We start from the raw sequence: 24,366 nt of genomic DNA, 5'->3' as shown, positions 1-24,366 counted from the left end.
TATTCGACAAAAGGCATGCTATACCTTTCGTTAACTAGGCAGAGCCCAAATGAAGGTATCAAAACTAAAATGGTGATATTTTTATAAGCGCTTTCAAAATGTATAGTGAGAATATGCTTCCGAAGTTGCTTTGCTATAGCAGAAGTAGAATTAGCATTATAGAGAACGCTGTCATCTCGTTATCACGACTAGGGGCAGTAAATCGGGGAGGTAAGTCAAGTGGATGGAGCCGTAAATGCAAAACAACGTGTTCGGTCGCCACGATTATCAGTGACGGGCAGATGGCTGCGTTTCAAGAGTCAGTTCGCGCTGCAAAGCATGGTATGGCCGGGGATTTTGTTTCTGCTTGTGTTCTCGTACATTCCGATGTATGGCATTCTAATTGCATTTAAGGAGTACGATCTTTTCTTGGGTGTGATGAATTCACCGTGGATTGGGTTTACACATTTCCAGGAATTTCTGAATGATCCGAATTTCTTGAATGTACTGCGTAACACGCTAGCGATGAATCTTATGGGGTTGGTTCTTGGGTTTCCTGCACCCATCGTGTTTGCACTCTTTCTTAATGAGCTGAATAAGAAACGATTCAAAAGTTTTGTACAAACGATTTCTTATCTCCCTCATTTTGTTTCGTGGGTTATTTTTGGAGGGTTAGTGCTGACAGTGCTATCGCCTTCGAATGGGATTCTCAATCTCTTACTTACGAGTTTGCATATTATTGATGAACCGATTAATTTCATTGCGAAACCGCATCTGTTCTGGATGATTATGGTTAGCGCTGAAATATTGAAAGGGATTGGCTGGGGAGCGATTATTTATATCGCAGCGATAGCCGGTGTGGACCAAGAAATGTATGATGCAGCCAAGATTGACGGTGCAAGCAGATTTCAGCGGATGTGGTATGTGACGCTGCCAGCCATTATGGGGACAGTCGTGATTATGCTCATTTTTGCGATAAGCTCTATCTTGAACACGGGCTTCGAGCAGATTATGGTCATGCAGAATCCGCTAAATCTGGATGTAAGTGAAACCATCGATACGTATGTCTATAAGGTAGGCCTGAGGCAAATGAGGTATTCCTATTCGACTGCGGTAGGCTTAGCAAAATCAGTGGTTGCCCTGATTCTGTTATTTGCTGCTAATTATGTATCTCGTAAAGTGACAGACAATAGCTTGTTCTAAGAGGATGCCTGCGTGTAAGGAGGAACACATAATGAATATCCGTTCTAGAAGGGACAAATGGTTTGACATCGGTAATATCATTTTTATGTCTGCAGTTGTATTCGTAACGCTGGCTCCGTTCTGGTTTGCTTTGGTTGGTTCTTTTAACGACGGGTTGGATTACTTGCGAGGAAGCGTGTACTTATGGCCTCGGGAGTTTACGCTTGCGAATTATAAAGCTGTATTCTCAGATACGACCATTTATCATGCATTTTTCATTACGATTAGCAGAACGCTGCTCGGTATGTCCACGCATATCGCTTTTACAGCTCTCGTTGCCTACGGTATGTCTCGTAAAGGACTTAGTGGACGCAACATATATCTCGTGATTATGCTCACGACCATGTTCTTCTATGGTGGACTTATTCCGACTTACTTGCTGTATAAAGAAATTGGCCTGTTAAACAATTTTATGGTTTATATTATTCCCACCTTGTTCAGTGTTTGGGATATGATTATTATCATGTCCTTCTTTCGAACGATCCCTGAACAAATTATCGAGTCGGCTAAGATGGATGGGGCCGGTGAATACCGAATTTTGCTGCAGTTGGTGCTGCCGTTGACGAAGCCTGTCTTAGCCGCTATTGCTTTGTTTAATGGGGTATATCATTGGAACTCTTATATGGATGCGTTGATGTTTACGACGAAATCATCCTTAGAGCCTGTTCAACTTGTACTCATGCGGATGGTGACAGATGCTTCGTACGGGGAATCATTTAGTCAGCAAGCCATGAGCTTTATGCCAGAAGAAGCGAAGCATGTTAGTTCGGCTACGTTGAAGCTAGCCATGATGGTTGCAACAACAGCGCCAATCGTCGCCATTTATCCATTCTTACAGAAATATTTTGTTAAAGGTGTGCTTATTGGTTCTGTGAAAGGTTAGTTCACGCATATCAAAGGGGGCAAAGCAAATGAAAAAAAGTTTAGTTAGTATAGGGCTTATCACAACGCTAGTTGGAACTTTGCTTGTAGGGTGTTCTGCAGATAAGGGAGCTGAAGTGGCTGCTTCGCCTAAGGCATCCGAAGGGGCTGCAGCGTCAGCAAAACCTGATGATAAATCTCCAATCAAGATAACTTGGTTCGTCGATCAAGAATCCTACAAAAAGAACTGGGATCCAATTAATAACTTACTGGATAAGAAAATTACAGAGGATACGGGCGTTTCCATTGAATTTACATCAGGAAATGATGATAAATTAAGTGCTCTTATCGCATCAGGAGATATCCCGGATATGATTACCGTGGATAAAGGTGCACCGCAGCGAGGTGTGCTTGAGAAATCCGGCTTGGTTGCTCCGCTAGATGAGTTGATTAAGAAACATGATCCATCGTTTAATGTAGCGAAATCCATGCAGGATTGGTTCCGTAATCCAGATGGCCATTTCTATGGGTATGCCAACTATTTCTGGGCCAAAGAAACGTTTAAGCCAGGAGATACCATCTACAGCAATCAAGGCTTATATGCGCGTAAAGATATTATGGATCAGCTTGGCATCAAACCTGAGGACTTCAATACCAAGGAAGGCTTGGTTGCAGCGCTGCGTAAAGTAAAGGATTCTAAGACGAAATATAATGGCTTCGACGTCGTGCCAGCGTATTTCGAGAGCTGGGTCATCTCCAGTTTCTTCGGCGCTCCACGTGAAGATGCACAAGGAAATCTTGTTGATCGTGAAAGAACTCCGGAGACATTGGAAGCCTATCAGTTCCTCAACCGTTTATATCGGGAAGGTTTGTTGCCAGAAGATAGTCAAACGTTGAATCAGTCACAGCTTACCGAGAAAGTGAATAATGGCGCAGTCTTTGCGCTTACAAACAAGGCGATTAAATGGGACGCCTTATATGCCAAGGATCCGAAGGCGATCTTCGTTTCAGTTGGACCGGTTCTCGGTGATAAAGGCAAGCAGCCTGTTATTGATCCAGTTCAAGCCTCAGGTTGGACACTGACGATGGTTAGCAGTAAAGCCAAAAATCAGGATCGCATTATTAAGCTCATGCATTATCTCTCGTCCGATGAAATGAGTTTGAATGTGACTTATGGTCCTAAAGGCATTACGTGGGATTATGATGCGAATGGTAAGGTTAAATTATCAGATGAGTTTATTAAGGCTAGAAGCGAAGATGCAGCGAAAACGAAATTGAAATACGGAAATGGCACGTTAGATTGGCTGATTAACTATGTCCCTGTTCAACGCACATTGCCAGTGAACGGTGTACAAGAAACGGAAAGAACCAAATCGAATATTTATTTCAGTAAATATACGTACGACATGCTTGCTTTTGAATCCACTTCACCGCTTGGCGGAACAGAAGAAGCGGGCATCAATGCGAAACGTGAAGAAGTTCGTGTCAAAACAAGAGCAAAAATGATTCTGGCTAAAGCACCAGAGGATGTAGAGAAACTCTACAAAGATGGCATTGATCAAGAAGAAAAACTTGGCTCTCAAAAGCTGCTGGACTATCAAAACAAAAAATTCCAAGAAGCCAAGAAAGCTTTAGGTGTACAGTTCGTTTGGCCGACGAATATCAAGAAATAAAGCTTTGATGGTATAAGCTAGCACAATGGCATATGCAACGTTCGTGAGTGGATAGCTTTCTTCACACGCTTGCATATGCCTTTTTGCGGACTTTTATGGAGAGGGGGGATAGGGGAAACAACGCAAATATAAAGCACAGACGACTTAAGTCTAGTACTGTGCCATTGGAAACATGGAGGGATCGACTGTAATCTCTATTAAAGGAGCTAAATAATGACGTACAAATCGATCCGTAGACGTCTAACCGTTTTGCTTATTTTTACCATGGTACTCTCTGTTATTGGCAGTGGTGGTATCTTAGGCTATGCACCGACAGCTCAGGCAGCTGATGTATGGAAGCCTATGGATACAGAGCCGATGACGGTTCCTGGCAGTGCCGTGGATTTATCAGGATTGAATGATGCACCAGCAGGTAAATATGGCTTCATCCAACAGGGGGCTGACGGCGAGTACACGTTTGAGCAAGCCCCGCAAAAAAAGGTGAAGTTGTACGGAGCCAATATAACGTGGAATATGTTCTACGGCTCACATGATGATGCGGATCAAACTGCGGATCGCTTGGCACGTTTAGGTTATAACGCCGTTAGAATACATGCACAGGATGCAATGGCCGATTGGGTACAAGGCATTTTCATCCAAAATGGATCGACAACGCCACAACTTCATGTGGATCGATTGGATCGATTAGAGTATTTTATTGCAAAGTTGAAGTCTAAGGGGATTTACGTAACAATTGACATTTTCCACCTGTATGATTTCAAAAATATACCGGGACTTGGCGAATACGCAGATGGGACGAAATCACCTTATTTGCTTCCCCTTCTCCCCCAAGCGCTCGACATGTGGAAAGCGATTGCTGACACGTGGCTATCCCATGTTAACCCCTATACGGGTCTCCCTTTGAAGCATGATCCCGTTCTAATCGGTGTTAGCCCGTGGAATGAGTCCTTGCTTCTAAATATGAGTCTTAGCGGCATGAAGGTGCCTTTGCGCGATTATATGCTGCAGGATTTCAACCAGTATCTGGAATCGATAGACAAGCCACAAATCTATAGTTTCCCAGGCAATTATTGGGATGCAGCAGGGGACGTTAAGGATCAGCTTAGTGCGTATTATTCCAATAAAACCATTCATGTCTCAAATGCAATGAGAGCTTATTTGAAAGAGGATCTTGGCGTTAAAGCGCCTATTGGCGGATTAAATTACATTTATAGCCCGAATGTGAACTATTGGCGCGATCAAGCGTCGGATGTGTATGAAACACATGCCTATTACCAATTCTCAAACAATAGATTTACGGACAGTAATGGGAGTGGCTATCAGTACAATCCGCTCAAGGAGCCTCGTCTAAGCATGGCGTTCAATAGCACTACAATTGCCAATTATCCGAAGGATTGGCCGACGGATACGAATTTTGGATCTTACTACCCAGCCCTATCATTAAGGCAGCCATATGCCAAACCATTTGTGCTTACGGAGTTTCAGGATACGCAACCCGTCAAAGGGCGTGAAGACATCGGCATCTTCAATGGCGCAGTTGGGGCTTACCAAGGCTGGGACATGATGAACCGATACTCCTTCGGCGTCAATATAGGGGATGCTTATAAAAATATGAAGTTAGGTGCTCCTGAAGAGTTCTCTATTGTAGGTGATCCGCTTGCTATTATGTCGGAGGCAGAAGCGGCGCTTTTATTCCGAACTGGGGCCATTCAAGCCGCAAGTCCGAAATTCGTGTTCGTATGGGATCGCACGTGGTCGCGCGATAAGGCAGCAGCCTCAGAAGGCGACGCGTATCTGACGAACATGATGTACATTCCGCATCTGTTCAAGACCGTGTCTGTGTATGGGGATAAACCGAATGTACCGTTAACTGTGTACAAAATCACGCCTGACAACACACCAGAACAGATTGCTAGCGGCAATCTGCCAGAAGCCAACAAACTGCCAATTTCGTCTTCGATGTCGAATAGACAGATGGCCGAATTGTTCATTCATTCGTTGGATGATGCGAACAAGAAAGCTGAAATGTTAGCTGCATTGAGTCAGAATAAGCTGCTATCAGATACCGGTGAGCTTACATTTGATCTCAATCTGGACACCTACTTCGTGAATACGCCGAAAGTCATCGCGGCAGCGGGAACAATGAATAATCATACGTTCGCACTGGGGCAAACGACAGTGACAGGCGATGTCGACAAGGGTACCTTTTTCGCATCCTCCTTGGACGGGAATGCGCTGAAGGATAGCGACCGTATGTTGCTTGTCTATACAACGGATGTAGCAGCTACAGGGGAACAGTATGTTTCGCTGCCTTCTGGTGAAATCAAATACTACAAAGGTACACTGCCAACCTTAGTGAAGCAGCAAAGGGCTAAGTTCACGTTAACAACGAATAAACCTGCTGGCGGATTTAAAGCTTATAAACTTGCGCTGAACGGTGCGCGTCTTCAGGAAATACCTGTGACCGTGAATGGTCAGGTAGTGTCTGTTACCTTGGACACGGATGAAGGATTAGCCTTTGAGCTCGTATACGATCCGTTGTATTCCACGGATTTCGAGTCAGGTGCAGCGGAATGGACGACGGTCAAAGGGAACTTCGGGATTCAAACGGAGAGCAATGGCAACCATGTGTACCGGACGACAAAACAATCAACATCCGTTGTTTCACAAACCTACGGAACAGACTATTTCGTCGAATCTGATGTTCGCATCACAAGTTTTAAGGATACGATAGGGCTCCTTGCGAGATACGTGAATCAAGGCAAGTATTATAGCTTCACCTATGATGCACTTCTTGGCAAGGCATCCATCGAGAGACAGAACAATGATCAAACAATCGTTCTCCAATCAACCTCTGGATTGGCAATGCCGCTAGATGTCATGAACAAACTTAGGTTTGACGTAGCGGGCAATCACTTGAATGGCTATATCAATGGTCAATTAGTCGTTACAGCAACGGATAGCACGATTGCAAATGGATCCGCAGGTATACTAACCAAGGATCTTGTACTGCCAGCAGGATTCCCATTTGGTGCGGCTAGTCAACAATGGTTAGCAACGCTAGGAAGCGCGATTAAGGGATATTTGAATGAAGGGGTCACAAGTTCAAACGGTTCTTTTTTAACAAAATTACTAGAAATCGTAAAGCGGGTTATGGGGCCAGTTTCTTATGATAACTTCCTCGTTGCGTACCGAGATTTGACAGCACCTTCCATACCTTCCAATGTGACGGCGACTCCACTCTCCTCATATGAAATATCACTCTCTTGGACCCCGTCTACAGATAATGAACGTGTGGCTGGTTATATCATTTATCGAGATGGGCAAGAAATTGCGTCAGTCAATGGGATGAGCACGAGTTATGTTGATACGGGTTTAAGTCTTGGTACTACCTACGCGTACACAATGAAAGCATTTGACCCAGCGAATAATCATTCTAATGTAACTAGTAATGTACTCGCAACGACAAAAAGCTCGCTGCTAGAAGATAATTTTGAGACTGGAAGCGCGAATGGGTGGTCTGTCGTATCTTCATGGGGAACGTTCGCCGTGGTAACGGACGGCAGTACGAAAGCCTATCTGTCCGACAATACGGACAAAGGGGCTACGAAGTCTGTTGCAGGGCAATCATCATGGACCGACTATCGTATAGAAGCCAAGGCTAAAATGGACCAGACGAAAGGTAGAATTGGACTTGTAGCTAGATTCGTTGACTATAACAACTACTATAGTATGACTTATGAAAGCTACACCCAGAAAGTTTACCTTAGTAAGGTGCAAAACGGTAATATTACCGACTTAGCCGTTTCAGCTGCGATTACACCGCTTGCGGCTGGCACGTACCATACGTTGAGATTCACCATGTCGGGAAATACCTTGCAGGGTTATGTAAATGGGCAACTGCTTGCCATAGCAACGGATAATGCTTTTCCAGCTGGGAAGATCGGTGTATATACGCACCTGTTAAAAGGTTATTTTGACGACATTGTGGTGAATCTCGTTCCGCATCCTGACTTGACGCCGCCAACCTCACCAACAGGACTGACGGCCGCTGCTTTATCATCCACAGAAGTAGCGTTGTCATGGTCACAATCATCCGATGATACAGGGGTAACTAGCTATGCTATTTATCGGGACCAGCAATTAATAGGTACCGTTAATGGTGCGGTGAATACGTACAAAGATACGGGGTTGAACCGGGCTACGACGTATCACTACACGGTCAAGGCGTTAGATGCGGCAAACAATCAGTCCGAAGCAAGCAGTGAAACCGTCGTAACGACGAACAGCACGCTTCTGACCAATAATTTCGAGTCAGGTAACGCGCTTGGGTGGTCGGTCGTTTCTTCCTGGGGGAATTACTCCGTAGTATCAGACGTATACGGCTCCAAAGCTTACTTATCTGATAATGCAGATAAAGGAGGAACGAAGTCAGTCGCAGGAACATCAACATGGACCAACTATAGCGTAGAAGCTAAGGGGAAAATGGAGACAGGTAACGGCAGAATGGGGTTAGTAGCGAGATTCATTGACTATAACAACTATTACAGTATGTCTTATGACACCTTTACAAAGAAAGTCTATATCAGTAAGTTGCAAAATGGCGTTCAAACTGACTTAGCGATTTCAGCTGCGATCACGCCGCTTACCACAGGCACCTACCATACGCTGCGATTCACTGCGATAGGAAATACCCTGCAGGCTTATGTGAATGGGAACCCAATTCTTACCGCTACAGACAGCACATTCTCGGCAGGGAAGATCGGTGTGTACACGCATTTGCTCAAAGTTTATTTTGATGATGTTGAGGTGAGATTAGCTCCATAATTCATACAAAAATGGCGGTAACGCAGTTCATGCGTTCCGCCATTTCTCATTCCTGGCCCTAGAGGCGAACCTCTCGGCCTGTTTCTGCTGATTCATAAATTGCGGTTAAGATTTGGATCATTTCCACGCCATGTTCCGGCCGAATAATTGGCTCTGCTCGACCTGCCAAGCAATCGATAAAGTGATTAATATTGGCATGATGCATCTTAACTGGTCTCCCTTGGGTACGGGAAGACTTGGTATCCACTAATTGGCCGTTCATTTCTGAAAATAGACCTAACTCGAAATTTCGGTAAGTTGCGCCTGCCTTCGTCCCGCGAAGCTCAACGAAATAAGTCTCTTCTTCTATATTGGAAGCCCAGCTGAACTCGATTTGCAGCGTAGCGCCGTTGTCAAAGCGGATAAAACCTACAGCCAAATCTTCCACATCGAACGTTCCACCCGTCTGCTTCTCGCCAAAGCTGCTATGCTTCGAGTCCGATACATCGTTGTCGGCAAATTTCCGATAGGTGGCTCCGCTGACGGCGACCGGCTTGGGATTGCCCATGACCCACACTGCGATATCGATAAAATGAACGCCTAAATCAATTAAAGGACCACCGCCAGATAATTCCTTCGTCGTAAACCAACCGCCCTTGCCGGGGATTCCCCTGCGCCGAATCCAGCCGCAGCGTCCGGTATAGATCTCACCAAGACCGCCTTCTTTTGCATACTGCTGTAGGAATTGGGCGTTCGGATGGAATCGATTATTGCGAATCGTCATGAGCAGCTTGTCGCTTTGGGCTGCAGCATCAGCCATCTTCTGCGCTTCGACGGGAGAGACCGCATCCGGCTTCTCGCAGATGACATGGATCCCCGCTTGTAAAGCTGCAATCGCAATTTCCGAGTGATACAGGTTTGGCGTACAAATATCAATCGCATCCAATTTCGCATCAGCGATCATTTGCTTATAATCGGTGTAAACGAGTTTTGCAGCCGACAACTCAGCCATTTCGTGTGCACGTGCTTCATTCACATCGCAGATGGCGACGATCTCGCACTCTTGATTTTCCTGCCAGGCCTTCAAATGCGACTCTTTGAAAATGCCGCCAGCTCCAGCGATGCCAATTCGATATGTTGATCTCATTGTTCAATCCTCCTCCATGTGCTCACACATGCGTATCCAATTTAATTTTTTTGCAAATTTCGTTCATGCAAATTTATTATAAGAAATGCATTTATCAGGAGGAATGTCCGATCTTGTATCAGTTGACTTATTTTGCATTTTATTAAAATATAAGAGTTGAAAGTGAATAAGGGAGGCGACCATGGAAAATTACGGATTTCGTTATATACATGTGGGTTATTCCCACCATCGTGCACCACACCGCAACCAGTTGGATCGTAGAAACGACGGCGTGCTGATGAGGCTGCAAGTGAATGGGACTTGCCGTGTTGAACTCAATGGAATTTCACATCACATTCGTACCGGCGATTTGATTATTTCCAGACCAGGAAGCACCTATCAGTTATTCATAGGCGAAGAGAGGGGGCTGGATGAACAGTGCCTTGTTGATAGTGCGGATTACTATGTGGTATGTGGGGGGGAATGGGTTGACCAATGGCTCTCCAGTCAGACCTTAACCGATGTCGCTCACATTGAGGTCAATGATGATTTGCTTAGTCTGTGGCGGAGGTTAATTTATGAGAAACGGAATTTGCATGAGAACAACACAGAAATAATTGCCTGCTGCGCGAAGTTGCTTTGCTTGACGCTTGAGCGGTCCGTCGTTAAAATGTTGGCCGGCGTCGGCCGCAAGGAACATTTCATTGCGAATAAGCTTAAGCAATATATTGAAAAGCATGCGACGGAAGCGCTCACGTTGGAGGAGCTGGCCGCGCGCAATGGCGTCAGTACATCAACCGCCTCCCATATGTTTAAGCTAGCTTTTGGTATGCCGCCTATGCGATATGCCGTTGAGGTTCGTCTAGTCATTGCCAGCGAACGTATTCTGTACAGTGACATGCGGCTTGAGGATGCTGCTGAAGCATCCGGTTTCCGCAGCTATCCTTACTTCTGCCGCGCGTTTCGTACTAAATATGGGCAAAGTCCTAGTGAATATCGGACGCAACACTGGCAAGTCGACGAAGGGAGGTCCATCGGCAACGATTTATGAAATCAGATGTTATAGCTGGCTGGTTACGAAACAAAAGGTCAGTCTGCTCAGCAGACTGACCTTTTGCTTTCTATTGGTACAGATTTAACTCAGCGATGGACCAAGAATTACTCGCGGATCTCGTCTGTGTAACTTTGATATATCTTGCAAAATTAAGGGGTATAGCGATCATCGCGTTTTGTGCAGGGACGGCTCTGCTGGCCATAGCCCGGCCATTTTCGTCTATGGTCGGGCTATTGTTAAATTTGAATTTCAAAGGAACGGAACTTTATTCATATTTAATAAATTGTTTAGGCGTCTTGCCATAAGTCCGTTTAAAAATTCGTATAAAATAGCTGGTCTCCATACCCAGTTGCTGTGCCACCTTTTCAACAGTAATGGAAGGGTTCTCTTCAAATAGTTGAATAGAACGGCGCATTCGGATCTGTTGGATATATAGCATGGGTGACATACCGTAAATACTTACGAACAGACGATGAAAATGTTGAACAGAATATCCGACTGCTCTTGCCAAGTTGGATAAATGCAAGCGTTCATTATAGTGATCATGAATAAGCTTAATCGCTTCTTGCAAAGCTGCATTGGAATGTCCGATTGGTTTAATTCGCTGATTTATTTCTTGATCGGACTGTCCTTCAATGACAGACAATAGGAAATCATACATTTTTCTAGACGCTTCCCAATAACCACTTTCGCTATTCAAGTTGATAAGCTGCCATAAGGATTCAAGCTTATTCCAATACTCCTGAAACTGGTTATTCTTTAATAGCGTGGGATTGTGGTTGCCAAGATGCTCGAGAATGGAACTAGCAATGGAGCCGCTGAAAGCCACAAAACCTAGTTCCCAAGCTTCCTCACTTTGATCAGGAAAATATTCATGATGTACACCAGCGGGAAGGATTAGCATGGTTCCAGGCGTCATTACCATATCCCGACTACCCTGTATACGAAATATTCCCTTCCCGCGTCGGCTTAAGAAAAGTTGATGAGCTGGATACCCATTAGGTCTTAGAAGATGCTTTTGCTCATGACTGCCTACACAATAAACGTAGAGGGGCAATTTGTTATCGAGCATAGCAAATTCAGCAAAAAGGAAAGGCATCAACCTATTTTCACCACCAATGTTCATATTGTACGATTTATTAATTCATAAGTTCTACTATTTTATCAGCTATTTATCCTATAATCAAAATATATAAGAGAATACGAGGATAAACATAGAGGAGAGATGATTTGAAAATGACTCACAAATTTCATCCAATTAGCCCTAAGCTACCCGTCTTGATGCACGGCGCTGATTATAATCCAGACCAATGGCTTCACAATCCACAGGTGTTGGAAGAAGATATTCGTCTGATGAAGCTGGCTGGCTGCAACGTGATGGCTATTGGTATTTTTGCTTGGGCTGCATTAGAGCCTGCGGAGGGAACCTTTACTTTCGAGTGGATGGATCGGATTTTGAATACGTTTGCTGAGAATGGCATCTATGCATGGCTTTCAACACCTAGTGGAGCACGTCCTGCGTGGATGTCAGAACGCTATCCAGAAGTTAGAAGGGTAGAGGCGAACCGCGTACGTAATTTGCATGGCATTAGGCACAATCATTGCTTTACCAGTCCCATTTATCGGGAAAAGACCGCGATAATCAACACCAAGCTTGCTGAACGGTATGGCAATCATCCAGCGGTCATTGGCTGGCACATTTCGAATGAATTTGGTGGAGATTGCCATTGTGCGTATTGTCAGGATGCTTTCCGAGAGTGGCTGCAACAGAAATACGGTTCGCTGGAAGCGTTAAATGCGGCTTGGTGGACCTCATTCTGGGCACATACGATCACGGATTGGTCACAGGTCGAATCTCCAGCACCACATGGTGAGTATATGGTACATGGGCATAATCTGGATTGGCGGCGATTCGTTACGGACCAAACAGTAAATTTCTGCAAGCATGAGATTGATGTGGTTCGGGGATCTAATCCTGCTCTTCCCGTTACAACAAATATGCATTTAATTGAAGGCCTGGACTATCGAAAGTTTGCTGAAATATTGGACGTAATTTCTTGGGATGCCTATCCAACTTGGCATGAAGGGCAGAATGACAGTCAATTAGGTGCTTCCATTGCTTTCTACCATGATCTGTTCCGCTCGCTGAAGAAGAAGCCGTTTCTGCTGATGGAAAGCACACCTAGCCTTACGAACTGGCAGTCGGTCAGCAAGCTGAAGCAACCCGGCATGCACAGATTGTCCTCCCTTCAAGCAGTAGCGCATGGCTCGGATTCCGTACAATATTTCCAATGGCGTAAAAGCAGAGGATCCAGTGAGAAATTCCATGGAGCCGTCGTTGACCATTGCGGACATGAATATACACGTGTGTTTAAAGATGTAGCAGAGTTGGGAGCGACCTTATCCAATATTTCCGAAGTAATAGGCACTACGACGCCTTCGGATACAGCGATTCTGTTCGATTGGGATAACCGCTGGGCAGTGAAAGACGCACAAGGACCGCGTAATATGGGCATTCATTATGAGGAAACCATACTTGCCCATCACCAAGCATTCTGGGAACAAGGTGTGCCGGTCGATGTTATTGGTTCGGAGGATGACCTATCTTCATACAAGCTAATCGTTGCGCCTATGTTGTATCTATGTCGTGAAGAAACGGGGCGCAAGCTCGAAAGGTTCGTAGAGCAAGGCGGAACGTTGGTAACAACCTATTGGTCTGGTATTGTCAACGAGCACGATTTGTGTCATCTAGGTGGTTTCCCAGGACCACTTCGGAAAACGCTTGGCATTTGGGCGGAAGAGATTGAAGGCTTATATGATCACGATCGTAATGGCCTATCGATGTCAATAGATAATCAACTGGGACTAACGGGCACTTTCGAGTCGCATGAGATCTGTGAACTGATCCATACCGAAGGCGCTGAGGTGCTGGGTGTCTATACGGACAGCTTCTATGCAGGGCAACCCGCGCTTACGGTTAATCGTTTTGGAAAAGGTAAAGCTTATCACATGGCTACGCGTTTGAAGGCGGATTTTCTTCAGGCCTTTTACTCGAAACTTATTGAGCAAACGGGCGTTGCTAGAGTGATGAATTCGTATCTCCCTCAGGGTGTAACCGTTCAGGTGCGAACAGATACTTCAACGGAATATGTATTTATCATGAATTTCAGTGGACAAACTCAACATATTTCGCTTGACGACAGAGATTACACGTTATTGGAGTCGAATGAAACGGTAAATGGTGTAATCGATCTACCGGTAAATGGGATTGTGCTACTAAAACGCCCAGCAAAGGAAGTGTGAATAAGACCGGAACTCCAAACTAGGGGTTCCGGTTTTTCTCATTATTTTACCAGTCGCCATACTTTCACCGTGTTCGTTCTTAGGGAAATAAGCGAAGATAAATTTGGATGTAAGTACGGATGACTTTACCTTGGTTAGGATTTCAAAACGTCCAGCAGTGCTCACACATCTCTATGTGTAGGTATACTGTAATGTTCATTTCGACTTACATTCTCCAGGTGCAGGGGTTCGAATCCCCTATCGTGTGGAACGATTAGCTCAGTGGTAGAGCACTCGACTTTTAATCGAGCATAAAATTATTCTTAATTGATCGTGTATTGGAGTCTTCTGTGGCTTTGACATCGCACACTGCGCTACGGCTTTGTAATCTGCAGATACCGATGGCAAGAATGATTAAAACCTTTTGTTACTAACGGGAAGATAGAGGGTTTACAAGTGAGAACCCAATATCTCCAACTCATTTCAAAAGGCATTCTTCATTCCTTGTATTCTTAAGCAGAATTCCGCCCTAATCGCAGGAGGACTCCAACTACGTGATCTAACACTCAAGGAGGTTTAACATGTTTAAAAAAGTAACGATACACAATGACGAACGAGGACTGCTCTTTCGTAAAGGCAGCTACTATAAAAGCTTACAACCTGGCACTTATCGGCTGTCACCATTTTCGGATGATCATGTTGAGATTTTAAATATCATGAACGCTTTTCATGTAAAGGGGAAAGATCTTCAGTTGTTTATGCATGACGACATACTCATCAAAGAGCTGGATATGATACAGGTTCAAGATAATGAATATGTTATGCATTATGAAGATGGCAAATTCGTTGGCTTGTTGACAGCTGGAAGATATGCTTTTTGGAATGTATTGAAAGAGCACACCTATCTTCGGGCAGACATTCATAATCCTGAACTGCCCAATGAGATTGATCCAGCTATCATTCCTAAGCTCATTGGTTACTATCAAACCTTTGATGTGGCTAGTCACGAAAGTGGAGCATTGTATTATAACCATGTCATGCAAAAGGAACTTGCTCCCGGCAAATATTATTTCTGGAAGGGACCAATCGGAGTCTCTGTGAAAACTGTCGACCTTCGTCAACAGCAAATGGATATGACAGGGCAAGAAATGATGACGGAGGATAAGGTCACTCTGCGACTTAACTTTGTGTGCCAATATCGCATTTTGAACGCACTTCGAGCGCTTGAAATCAAGTCGTTTGAAGAGCAAATGTACATTAGGCTGCAGCTTGTATTACGTGAGTATGTCGGTACTTTGAAGTTAGATGATTTGCTGAAAATGAAACAGGAAGTTACTACCTACGTGTTGTCACGCCTAAATGAGAAAAGTCTAGATTATGGCGTGCAATTCTTGTCTGCGGGTGTGAAGGATATTATTTTGCCAGGTGAGATGAAGGATATCCTGAATACGGTTCTGTTGGCTGAGAAAAAAGCGCAAGCCAATCTCATTACGCGGCGCGAGGAGACGGCTTCTACGAGAAGCTTGTTGAATACGGCTAAGCTTATGGATGAGAACCAAACCCTGTTCCGGCTGAAGGAGCTTGAATTCTTGGAGAAGATCTGTGAGAAAATCGGGACGATTTCTTTTCATGGTGGAGGCAACTTATTAGAGCAGTTGAACTCTTTTGTTGGAGATAGAAACCATTCTAAGAACTGATAAGTTTTATTAATAGGCATGATCACTATAATTAATCTTTCCGCGCTGATGGATTGACAGTTCTTGGCTTTGACTCGTATGATGTTTGTAAATGAATGGAAAGGAGGCCGACGATATGATTCGCAATCAAATTTCTATGAATAACCTGACAACTGAAAAGCACTTCATACCATCGGTCTCAACCGGACTTGTGACGAATACGTAGGTACTCTTGGAGTAAGCCTAGTTTAAATTTGACATGAAAAAGCCGTAGACGATGTTGGTCTATGGCTTTTTTGCGTCCAGATAACAAGAAAAGAGGAACAAAACGAATGAAAGAAAATTATTATCAACAGGTCCAGCTCCCAGCGGGAGTCGTCCATGTATACGCAGGACCTGAGTTATTTAAAGCGTTAGATTATCAAGTATTTCAGATGGCCAACAACAATTTGCAGATTCCAAATCAAGTGTATATGAGCTATACGCCTGATGTGCATGTCGGTGTTGGTACTTGTATAGGTACGACAGCGGTATGGAATACGGCTAACGGATATGTATCACCGTCTATTGTTGGCAGTGATATTGGCTGTGGCATGCGCGTGCATATGACGAATTTGCATAAGGATGAGCTGAAAGATGTGAAGCTGCGCCGCAAGCTGGTGAAGACGATCGAGAAGTATTTACCCGTGGAGGATCACGCACGCGGCCATTTCTCGGACATCCGATTGGAACACATTGTTACCAAAGGGCTGCATGGTCTACCGAAGAAGTATATTCCTGATGGTTATACGCCTCGAAAGGCAACATCGCTTACGCATGTTGAAAGCAGTAAATTTACCTTGGATGAAAATGCATTGAATCGATTTCCAAGCAATGTTTGGCATCGGTCACATCGTCAGCTTGGGACACTTGGGAATGGGAATCATTTTGCGGAGATTCAGTCAATAGAAATTGCGGAAGAGAACCGAGAGGTTGCTGAAGCCTGGGGACTATTTGATGGTCAAGTGGTCATCATGATTCACTCGGGTTCGCGTGCCTGGGGTGGCTCTGTGAGCCAAACTTGCAGCAGTGATATGTTGAAGGTGATGCGGATGAACGGATTAGGAACGGCCGATCCTAAGCTGTTATTTGCACCTTTGGAACATCGGGAAGCGCAGACTTATGTAAATCTAATGTATTCTGCGCTCAATTATGCGGTAGTAAATCGCCATCTGATTGCTTATGCCATTCGTGAGGCTGGTAAAGATGTGTTTGGTTCCAAATTTGAAATGACCACGTTGTACGATCTTATGCATAACTATGCATGGGAGGAAAAGCAGGAAGGGAAGTCCTATTTTGTCCATCGCAAAGGGGCGACAAGGTCGCTTCCGGCAGGTCATCCGGATAACCCACATCCTTATCTCACAACAGGTCATCCTGCGCTGATTCCGGGTTCAATGGGGACAGCTTCCTATATTATGGTTGGAGCACCGGGTGGCAGAGCCAACTTTCACTCCATATGTCATGGAGCAGGGCGAATTCGCTCACGCAGTGCGACGAAAAGATTGATAACGCTGAATGAATTTGCCTCTTCCATGAGAGTGGGTACGGAAGATGAAATTGTCGTAAATCATAGGTCGTTAGAGTCGATTCTAGATGAATCGCCACAAGCTTACAAAGATGTTGATCAAATTATTGAAAGTGTCGTCGGAGCGGGTTTGGCTGAAGTAGTAGCTAAATGTAAGCCTATGGCGACAGTAAAAGGTGCTAAATGAGACATGTACAGAGCATAGAAATGAACGAAGAATCACCGGCAGTAACAGCTCCGAATAGAACTAAAGGCGACTCGCTTAAAGCCTATGGGGACTATGCCTATGTATTAGAACGGATTCAAAACGTGTTGGGGAAGAAGTATGGTCACGACTTTGAACCCTATTTGAGTGATGATAGGAAAGAAGAGTATTGGGAGCTGCTTGAACAAGATGTGAAGACAGGGTCAAGTGATGTGCAGTTAGTCACTAGGATATTCGATCATATGGAGTCACGTGCATTCGGAATCGATGGGGAAAATGATGCAGCGGCATATCGAACGTATCCTACCCTGCGGAACAACGTTTTTGCTTACCCGTCCTGGGGAATCGCTTTAGCTAGAGTACCTATCTTTCGGATGAATGGCGTCGGAGAAGAGGATTTTGTTTTTGCTGTCGATGATGCGAGTTTACTACGTTTTCTAGAACACGCTCGGCAGCGGCGCAGGGATTTAGACCGTCGACAAGTGACCGTTTTTACGGATGGACCTCATGGTATGGAAAAAGAACTGACGCCAATAACACGTATGGTTGATCGTTCAGAGGTCATCATGAGGAGCGAAGTGAAAACAGATATTTATCGCGCTATCGATCAGTTTTTTACGGAGGATCGCGCTTTTTTCAAAGAGTATGATCTTCCTTACAAAAGAGGAATTCTTCTCTATGGGAAGCCTGGGAATGGAAAAACGACGCTCGTCAAATCGATTGCCGGCAGCGTGAAGGCTCCTGTTGCTTATTGGCAAATAACGGAGAACACGGGCAGTGAATCTATTCAAGATGCGTTCCAAGCTGCGGCTAAAATGGCGCCGATGATTCTAGTGATTGAAGATATCGATGCGATGCCGCAGCGTGCAAGGTCGTACTTTTTAAACATTTTGGATGGTGCGACTTCCAAAGAAGGGATATTCCTCATTGGCACAACAAATTATCCCGAGCAAATTGATCCGGCACTGATGAACCGGGCAGGGAGATTCGACCGTGCTTACGAAATCAAGCTCCCAGACCTAGAGCTGAGACAGATCTATTTGGAACAAAAGGGGATAGGGAAGCTTGTGAGTGAAGCCTCGATACTCTTGACGGCGAAGCAAACAGAAGGGTTTACTTTTGCCCAGTTAAATGAATTGTATGTATCCGCTGCACTTCAATGGCATTATGAGCAAAACGTGGATATCGAGAAGATAGTGAAATCGATGAAGTCAGATCTGCATAAAGGGCAGACGTTGTCATGGATGAAAGAGGATGCGGATGTGAGGGTTGGCTTTTTGGTTAGTTGAGAAATGTGATAACAAATATGATTATAATTTAGGAAGTGATTGAGATGTTAGAGGATAACATAGAGACAAAATTGACTAATCAACTCATCGACATTGGTGTTAATTTAATGCATCGCTCTTTTGATCAAGACCGCGAAGATGTGGTTGCAAGAGCGCTTGTGGCGGGAGTGACGCCACTTCTCTTGACTGGCACAAGCTTAAGAAGCAGCGCTGAAGCGTCCAGATACGCAGGTGAATTTCCTGGGAAATTATTTGCCACGGCAGGGATCCATCCGCACGACACGCGCAATTGCAAGGATCACACGATGGATAAACTGCGCAAGTTGGCGAAACTGCCTCAAGTGGTTGCCATTGGAGAATGCGGACTGGACTATAACCGCGATTTTTCACCTCGTGATGTACAGCGGAAATGGTTTGAGGAACAGATTCAGCTGGCCTGTGAGCTGCAAATGCCGCTTTTCCTACATGAGAGAGAAGCTCATTACGATTTCGTTCGTATCATGAAGCCGTATGTCGGTTCAATCAATAAGGCCGTTGTCCATTGTTTTACGGGATCTCTGCAAGAGCTTCACGTATATCTGCAACTAGGATTTTACATTGGAATCACAGGCTGGATCTGCGATGAACGTAGAGGCAAGCATCTGCGTGAACTTGTGAAGCAAGTACCGCTAGATCGTTTAATGCTTGAAACAGATGCTCCATTTCTCACACCGCGAGATTTGCCCGTAAAGCCGCAGGATGGCCGGAATGAGCCCGCTTTTCTTCCGCACATCGCAGCGACAGTTGCAGCATGCCTTGGTAAAACTGCCCGGGAAGTTGCGGATTCAACAGCACAAACAACAAAGGATTTTTTTGGATTGAAGCTTCAGGGGAGATCCTCCTTCTCCTCACCTATCCGCTCTGACTAAATATCCGACGAAAGTCGCTTGGTCTCACACTGGTTTTACTATGGAATAGGTTCGAAAAATAATGCGGATCATCATATCCCAGCTTATAACCAATATCGCTAATAGTTAATCTCGTGTCGAGCAGCATCAGCTTAGCGGATTCTATTTTCTTCGTAATCACATAATTATAGATGGTTGTTCCGACTTCTCGTTTAAATAAGCGATTCATTTGCTTCATGGAAAGGCCAATATGGGAGGAGAGCCCTCGCGAGTCGAAGGGATGAAGGATGCTGTTATCCAGATATTGCTTGATAGCCTGTACGGTTGATGTTAAGGCATTGCCTCTTTTGCGCAACATTTCAGAGAGGCCCACGATCATTCGCATAAGTATGATTTGAAGCTCGGTTTGCATGTCCTCGACAGATTTCTGCTGTGCAGCTTCAATAGCCTCTTGAAACAAATGCGCTAACCCGCTGTCCCGAGTCACGATATGTGGAAGCAATTGATAAGCTTCGAGCATCTTTAGGATCCAGTTTCCGCTTATATTCAGCCAGATGTAGCTCCATTGCTCCTCATGATGGATGTCCGAGGTAACCTCATGGTAGCAACCTGCTGGCAGGATAAATATGTCGCCCTCACAAGCTGTATGGGATTGGGTACCAACCCTAACAACGCCTTGGCCTGACAATACGAAACCGAAAACGGTAATCGTGGCAAGCGTTCGAATATTCCTGTATTCCTTTTCACAATAATTAATTCCCAAGAACTGCACACTTAGAGGAGGAGGTTCTCCTACTAATGGCAGGTGATAGATAGGCCCAGACTTACCAGGTTTATTCAGCATTACTTGTATATGGGGTTCCTTCTTTCATCATTGGTAAGTAGTCTTGTCGTAGTTTCTTCTTCCGGTAATTTTACCAAGAACCCATGATGATGCACAACAGCTTTATTTGATGTCAGATGTCCCTTTTCCTCACCTTACACACCATTTTCTCTATTAAGCGTTTGTACAAAGCACGCTATACTTATCGTACAAACACAACTAGGTAGATGAAAGGAATCATCGAAATGAAAAGTGATTTTCTCATGCAGCCTCCGCATCCTGAGACGGAATGGTCCGCGTGTACAGGCTATTCGGAATCAGCCCTAACCATAGAACGAATTTTGGATATCTCGTTAAGTGATGCGAGTATTTGTAAGGGACCGGATCATAGATACTATTTGACCGGAACGACGGATGGCTCAAATATACAAGTGTGGACATCCTCCGACTTAACATCATGGAGCGGTCCAACAAACATATGGAGCTTGGAGCAAGACGGCACATGGCAGAAGGCGAGTAGTGGTTCTAACGGTATTTGTTCGCCGGAAATCCACTATGTGAAAGGAACGTTCTGGATTACCTATGGGTTAAAAGAAGGCGGCACGGGATTGCTCCAGAGCTTATCAGCATCTGTCCAGGGCCCATTTCGGGATCTGGGGAAAATAACGGATGACGGGCAGGATGCTTCGCTGTTCGAAGATGATGACGGTGCGGTTTATTGGGTTTACGGAAACGGCAACATCGCCCGAATGACGCAGGACCTGACAGGTCTCGTGGAATTACCTCGAATGGTAGAAGTACAGCCTTGGAAGGTTGCGGGGAGGGAAGATCATCCCTCGTTTAGTCAGCATTTGCAGGTAGGATCGTATGGGGCTTTTTTATACAAAAGGGACGGGTATTATTACATGTTTTGCGCAGATGCTCTTGCTAGGATGGGGAGCGATGCTGTGGATACCTTTGTCGCGGTGAGTGAATCGATCTATGGTCCCTACAGTCGGCGGTATTTGGCACTTCCTCATGGCGGTCAAATCTCATTATTTACGGATATAGACAATCAGTTGTATGCCTCTTTTTCGGGATGTGGCAGCTACTCTCTGGTCGAGCATTATCCTTCTGTGGTACCAATGTCCCTGGTATGTCCAGGATTTATAAGACCAAGTGAGGACATATGGCTTGAAAAAGGTGGGGTAGGAACACTTAAGCCCATCGCTGACTTCCCGATTCGTGATCCGCATATTAGCACGGGGCCAGATGGCACCTATTATTTGACGGGAACATCGGATAAGCCGCATCACAATTTTTGGGATCGAAATAACCAGCTCCACGTATGGAGCTCGGCAGATTTGAAGGAATGGAAGCATGTAGCAAAGGTATGGGATTTGTCCGAAAATGGCACTTGGGAGAACAACATTTATGAGAACCCTTGTCTGTGGGCACCAGAGATGATCTATCTGTACGATACATTCTGGATCACATATTCACTTCAAGGCGGCGGTACGGGGATGATTAAAAGCATAACCGGACTTGCAGAGGGACCCTATATCGATATGGGCCGAATGACGAATACGGATATTGACTCCAGTTTGTTCCAAGACGAGGATGGTCACGTGTATTTTGTTTGGCAGGATGGTAAAATTGCCAGGATGAAGTCGAATATGACCGGCTTTGCGGAAGACCCTCGCAAGTTGTTATGCTCGGATGGGCAGCGCGTAGGCTACGAGGGTGCCTTCATCGTGAAATATAAAGGTAAGTACATTCTGGGTGCGGCAGAATGGAATGGTGATAAACGCGTCGATGGTACCTACGATTTGATGTATGCGGTAGCGGATGAGCTGTACGGCCCGTATACCCCAAGACGATTAGCAGTTCCACATGGCGGCCACGGAACGATGTTTATTGATCATGACGGCAGACTGATGTCTACATTTTTTGGCAATGACCGTACTGCGCCATTCCGGACGCGTCCAGGAATTGTCCCTCTTATTGTCGAAGATGATGAAGAGGGGCTATGCATCGTGCCTTATAGTGAGTAATATAAAAACATGAATCAAGCTCTGGATTGGGCTGGATTCATGTTTTTTCTTTGTTAGATGACATGGAAAAGGAGCTACTCGTTCATGAAGTTGTTCTCTATCAAAAAGCTGATTTCGCCTACGGTAAGCATTCAGGGGAAAATCTTTGTCGCATTCAGTCTGGTTACGTTAATTGGCATCGTTGCTGTGACAAGTATTGTTTATTTATACATGCGAGAAACCGTGAAGAATAATGCAATTACTTCCGTTACCGAAAGTATACGACAGGCTGATGAATCATTAAATCTCCGCTTGGAGGAGGTTAGTCGATTAAATACGGTCGTTGCTACGAATAAAACAGTTCTGGATACGCTGCTTAGTAAAACCGAGGAACCAAGCTACGAGTGGTTTCAAGAGCAGAAGCGGATCGAGGAATTTTTATCCGCATTGATTGCGTATAAATCCTACATTTCACGTGTGGCCGTTATAGGGTTGAACCAAAAGGTGTTTTTCGTCGGATCTCCTTGGCTTGACAAGAATGTGTTGTTCTCACCAATGATGGATGCTTTACTTCAAAATGGCTCAGGGCATGCCTATTTTCATCAAACAGGCTTCAATAACTCCATCGTTACCGGACGCGAGCTTCGTTATAACCGGAATTTAATCGGCATGGTGATGTTCGATCTCAATGACGATTTCATTAAGAAAATCTTTGACGTCAAACCAACATCGGACAGTATGCTGTACGTGGTAGACAGAAAAAACGAGTTCATCTACCAACCTCAAAACAGTGCAATTGACAAAGAGACAATCATTCAAATGAATCAGAAGCTGGCAGGCACAGACGGTTCGGTTGAAAGAATTATTGACCAGCAATCTTACCTAGTCGTCACTCGGAAATCGGAGTATACAGGATGGTCCACGGTGGCAATCGTTCCGATGAAGTCTCTCTTGACGGAAACAACCCATATTCGTAATGTACTAGCCACAGTAGCTATCATTGTATTTGTAATTATCGTCATAGGAACACTGCAAGTTTCCTCCAGAATAACAAGAAATATTCGCAGATTGCGTTCGATGATGATGCATGTCATCGAAGGCAATCTGACCCTGCCAACCGTCGAGATTCATACCAAGGATGAAATAGGGCAGTTATATCACGTTTTTAAAAGCATGGTTGAGGAATTAAAGCGTTTACTTGAAGGGATCGTAACAACCGAGAAAGAGAAGCGTGAAGCGGAATTGGCCGTTTTACAAGCTCAAATACGTCCGCATTTCCTCTATAACACACTGAATACGGTCAAGTATTTGGCCAAGATTAACGGGGTGCCGAATATCGTAGAGGTATCAGAATCTTTAATAGAGCTGATGCGCGGCGTTCTTGGGAATACAAATGAATTTCTTACGCTGCAAGAAGAATTGCAGTACGTCCGCAGTTACGTGACCATTGAAAAATACAAATATGTAGAGCCACTGCAACTGAATATTGATGTCGACAATGAAGAGCTGTTACAACATAGCGTTCTGAAGTTAATGCTGCAGCCTCTTGTGGAAAATGCCATTCTTCATGGACTATCGGCATCGGGGTATGAGGGTGTGGTGTTAATTCGGATTTATGAGGAGAACAAAGAGCTGCGAATCGAAGTAAGAGATAACGGCAAAGGGATGTCCCAGGAACAGATCGAGGCGCTGTTTGAAAGGAATAAAGTCCAGACGAATACACGGTTTAGTGGAATGGGTGTTCAAAATGTCCATGAACGCATTGTACGATTGTTTGGGGAACCATACGGCGTGTTTGTTTATAGTGAACCCGATACGCATACGACTGTGCAGATTAGATTTCCATTACTGCCGGTTAAGAATCACTTGCCTCAGGAGGGATGA

At 44.8% G+C, this 24,366-nt stretch carries 15 protein-coding genes; 12 read left to right on the top strand and 3 right to left on the bottom strand.

The window, feature by feature from the left end; translation table 11 throughout:
* The first annotated feature begins 219 nt into the window (after positions 1–219).
* The 4 genes from L6I86_RS01445 to L6I86_RS01430 all read left to right on the top strand — a co-directional run bounded on the left by L6I86_RS01445 (position 220) and on the right by L6I86_RS01430 (position 8,582).
* Positions 220–1,182 (top strand): ABC transporter permease, encoded by a 963-nt coding sequence (locus L6I86_RS01445; RefSeq protein ID WP_236284131.1) that lies wholly within the window; start codon positions 220–222, stop codon positions 1,180–1,182.
* Positions 1,183–1,213: 31 nt separating this feature from the next.
* The gene (locus L6I86_RS01440) at positions 1,214–2,104 is read left to right on the top strand and encodes a carbohydrate ABC transporter permease (protein WP_056619464.1); all 891 of its coding nucleotides are present in this window, start codon (positions 1,214–1,216) and stop codon (positions 2,102–2,104) included.
* A gap of 28 nt (positions 2,105–2,132) precedes the next feature.
* Positions 2,133–3,755 (top strand): extracellular solute-binding protein, encoded by a 1,623-nt coding sequence (locus tag L6I86_RS01435; RefSeq protein WP_236284130.1) that lies wholly within the window; start codon positions 2,133–2,135, stop codon positions 3,753–3,755.
* A 213-nt stretch (positions 3,756–3,968) separates the two neighbouring features.
* Entirely contained in the window at positions 3,969–8,582 is a 4,614-nt protein-coding gene (locus tag L6I86_RS01430; RefSeq protein ID WP_236284129.1) for a 3-keto-alpha-glucoside-1,2-lyase-like domain-containing protein, read from the top strand.
* Between the two features lie 58 nt (positions 8,583–8,640).
* Here L6I86_RS01430 and L6I86_RS01425 read toward each other — a convergent pair whose 3' ends face one another.
* Entirely contained in the window at positions 8,641–9,708 is a 1,068-nt protein-coding gene (locus L6I86_RS01425; RefSeq protein WP_236284128.1) for a Gfo/Idh/MocA family protein, read from the bottom strand.
* Positions 9,709–9,889: 181 nt separating this feature from the next.
* Here L6I86_RS01425 and L6I86_RS01420 point away from each other — a divergent pair, with 181 nt between their 5' ends.
* Positions 9,890–10,738 carry a helix-turn-helix domain-containing protein gene (locus L6I86_RS01420; RefSeq protein ID WP_236284127.1) on the top strand — a complete coding sequence of 283 codons (849 nt, stop codon included), beginning with the start codon at positions 9,890–9,892 and terminating at the stop codon, positions 10,736–10,738.
* A gap of 268 nt (positions 10,739–11,006) precedes the next feature.
* On the opposite strand, the gene L6I86_RS01415 is transcribed toward L6I86_RS01420, so the two are convergent.
* Complete coding sequence (locus L6I86_RS01415) at positions 11,007–11,813, bottom strand: AraC family transcriptional regulator (RefSeq protein ID WP_236284363.1); 807 nt, start codon at positions 11,811–11,813, stop codon at positions 11,007–11,009.
* Positions 11,814–11,977: 164 nt separating this feature from the next.
* On the opposite strand from L6I86_RS01415, the gene L6I86_RS01410 reads away from it, so the two are divergent.
* From L6I86_RS01410 to L6I86_RS01390, 5 genes are all read left to right on the top strand, one after another.
* Positions 11,978–14,044: a beta-galactosidase gene (locus tag L6I86_RS01410; RefSeq protein ID WP_236284126.1), complete on the top strand. Its 2,067-nt coding sequence runs from the start codon at positions 11,978–11,980 to the stop codon at positions 14,042–14,044.
* A 560-nt stretch (positions 14,045–14,604) separates the two neighbouring features.
* The gene (locus L6I86_RS01405; protein WP_236284125.1) at positions 14,605–15,720 is read left to right on the top strand and encodes a slipin family protein; all 1,116 of its coding nucleotides are present in this window, start codon (positions 14,605–14,607) and stop codon (positions 15,718–15,720) included.
* Between the two features lie 311 nt (positions 15,721–16,031).
* On the top strand, positions 16,032–17,453 hold the full coding sequence (locus tag L6I86_RS01400; protein WP_236284124.1) for an RtcB family protein: 1,422 nt from the start codon (positions 16,032–16,034) through the stop codon (positions 17,451–17,453).
* A gap of 20 nt (positions 17,454–17,473) precedes the next feature.
* On the top strand, positions 17,474–18,760 hold the full coding sequence (locus L6I86_RS01395) for an AAA family ATPase (protein WP_236284123.1): 1,287 nt from the start codon (positions 17,474–17,476) through the stop codon (positions 18,758–18,760).
* Positions 18,761–18,804: 44 nt separating this feature from the next.
* Positions 18,805–19,668 (top strand): TatD family hydrolase, encoded by an 864-nt coding sequence (locus L6I86_RS01390; RefSeq protein ID WP_236284122.1) that lies wholly within the window; start codon positions 18,805–18,807, stop codon positions 19,666–19,668.
* Here L6I86_RS01390 and L6I86_RS01385 read toward each other — a convergent pair.
* Positions 19,652–20,491, bottom strand: coding sequence for a helix-turn-helix domain-containing protein (locus L6I86_RS01385; RefSeq protein WP_236284121.1), 840 nt, complete (start codon positions 20,489–20,491; stop codon positions 19,652–19,654). The genes L6I86_RS01390 and L6I86_RS01385 overlap by 17 nt on opposite strands.
* Positions 20,492–20,715: 224 nt before the next feature.
* Here L6I86_RS01385 and L6I86_RS01380 point away from each other — a divergent pair, with 224 nt between their 5' ends.
* Both L6I86_RS01380 and L6I86_RS01375 read left to right on the top strand, forming a co-directional pair.
* On the top strand, positions 20,716–22,503 hold the full coding sequence (locus L6I86_RS01380) for a family 43 glycosylhydrolase (RefSeq protein ID WP_236284120.1): 1,788 nt from the start codon (positions 20,716–20,718) through the stop codon (positions 22,501–22,503).
* A 57-nt stretch (positions 22,504–22,560) separates the two neighbouring features.
* On the top strand, positions 22,561–24,366 hold the full coding sequence (locus tag L6I86_RS01375) for a cache domain-containing sensor histidine kinase (RefSeq protein ID WP_236284119.1): 1,806 nt from the start codon (positions 22,561–22,563) through the stop codon (positions 24,364–24,366).

The sequence above is a fragment of the Paenibacillus allorhizoplanae genome (genome assembly GCF_927798215.1).
Lineage (GTDB): Bacteria > Bacillota > Bacilli > Paenibacillales > NBRC-103111 > Paenibacillus_E > Paenibacillus_E allorhizoplanae.
Note: the sequence above shows the minus strand (reverse complement) of the source record. Positions and strands in the feature narration are given on the sequence as shown.

What these genes read in the sequence shown, in the direction of transcription:
- L6I86_RS01410 (WP_236284126.1), top strand. Translation starts at nt 11,978, where the DNA reads ATGACTCACAAATTTCATCCAATTAGCCCTAAGCTACCCGTCTTGATG.
- L6I86_RS01405 (WP_236284125.1), top strand. Translation starts at nt 14,605, where the DNA reads ATGTTTAAAAAAGTAACGATACACAATGACGAACGAGGACTGCTCTTT.
- L6I86_RS01380 (WP_236284120.1), top strand. Translation starts at nt 20,716, where the DNA reads ATGAAAAGTGATTTTCTCATGCAGCCTCCGCATCCTGAGACGGAATGG.
- L6I86_RS01395 (WP_236284123.1), top strand. Translation starts at nt 17,474, where the DNA reads ATGAACGAAGAATCACCGGCAGTAACAGCTCCGAATAGAACTAAAGGC.
- L6I86_RS01390 (WP_236284122.1), top strand. Translation starts at nt 18,805, where the DNA reads ATGTTAGAGGATAACATAGAGACAAAATTGACTAATCAACTCATCGAC.
- L6I86_RS01425 (WP_236284128.1), bottom strand. Translation starts at nt 9,708, where the DNA reads ATGAGATCAACATATCGAATTGGCATCGCTGGAGCTGGCGGCATTTTC.
- L6I86_RS01400 (WP_236284124.1), top strand. Translation starts at nt 16,032, where the DNA reads ATGAAAGAAAATTATTATCAACAGGTCCAGCTCCCAGCGGGAGTCGTC.
- L6I86_RS01430 (WP_236284129.1), top strand. Translation starts at nt 3,969, where the DNA reads ATGACGTACAAATCGATCCGTAGACGTCTAACCGTTTTGCTTATTTTT.
- L6I86_RS01385 (WP_236284121.1), bottom strand. Translation starts at nt 20,491, where the DNA reads ATGCTGAATAAACCTGGTAAGTCTGGGCCTATCTATCACCTGCCATTA.
- L6I86_RS01375 (WP_236284119.1), top strand. Translation starts at nt 22,561, where the DNA reads ATGACATGGAAAAGGAGCTACTCGTTCATGAAGTTGTTCTCTATCAAA.
- L6I86_RS01415 (WP_236284363.1), bottom strand. Translation starts at nt 11,813, where the DNA reads ATGCTCGATAACAAATTGCCCCTCTACGTTTATTGTGTAGGCAGTCAT.
- L6I86_RS01435 (WP_236284130.1), top strand. Translation starts at nt 2,133, where the DNA reads ATGAAAAAAAGTTTAGTTAGTATAGGGCTTATCACAACGCTAGTTGGA.
- L6I86_RS01420 (WP_236284127.1), top strand. Translation starts at nt 9,890, where the DNA reads ATGGAAAATTACGGATTTCGTTATATACATGTGGGTTATTCCCACCAT.
- L6I86_RS01440 (WP_056619464.1), top strand. Translation starts at nt 1,214, where the DNA reads ATGAATATCCGTTCTAGAAGGGACAAATGGTTTGACATCGGTAATATC.